The organism is Pseudomonas sp. Lb2C2, assembly GCF_052112205.1.
Taxonomy (GTDB): Bacteria; Pseudomonadota; Gammaproteobacteria; order Pseudomonadales; family Pseudomonadaceae; genus Aquipseudomonas; species Aquipseudomonas kilonensis.
The window spans coordinates 1-241 of the sequence record NZ_JAUTYW010000046.1 but is presented as its reverse complement, the minus strand read 5'-3'; the positions used below and the strand labels follow the sequence as shown (position 1 = coordinate 241).

Sequence of the window (241 nt, the reverse complement as noted above, 5' to 3'; positions counted from 1 at the left end):
CGAAATTGGGTCTGTAGCTCAGTTGGTTAGAGCGCACCCCTGATAAGGGTGAGGTCGGCAGTTCGAATCTGCCCAGACCCACCAATTTTGTGTGGGAAACGCCTGTAGAAATACGGGGCCATAGCTCAGCTGGGAGAGCGCCTGCCTTGCACGCAGGAGGTCAGCGGTTCGATCCCGCTTGGCTCCACCACTACTGCTTCGATTGTATAAAGCTTAGAAATGAGCATTCCATCGGTTCGAT

General features: G+C 53.9%; 2 tRNA genes. Both read left to right on the top strand.

Annotated features, from left to right (window positions below):
- Nucleotides 1–7: 7 nt before the first annotated feature.
- Nucleotides 8–84, top strand: a tRNA-Ile gene (locus Q7F16_RS30205).
- Nucleotides 85–114: 30 nt separating this feature from the next.
- Nucleotides 115–190, top strand: a tRNA-Ala gene (locus tag Q7F16_RS30200).
- Nucleotides 191–241 lie beyond the last annotated feature (51 nt).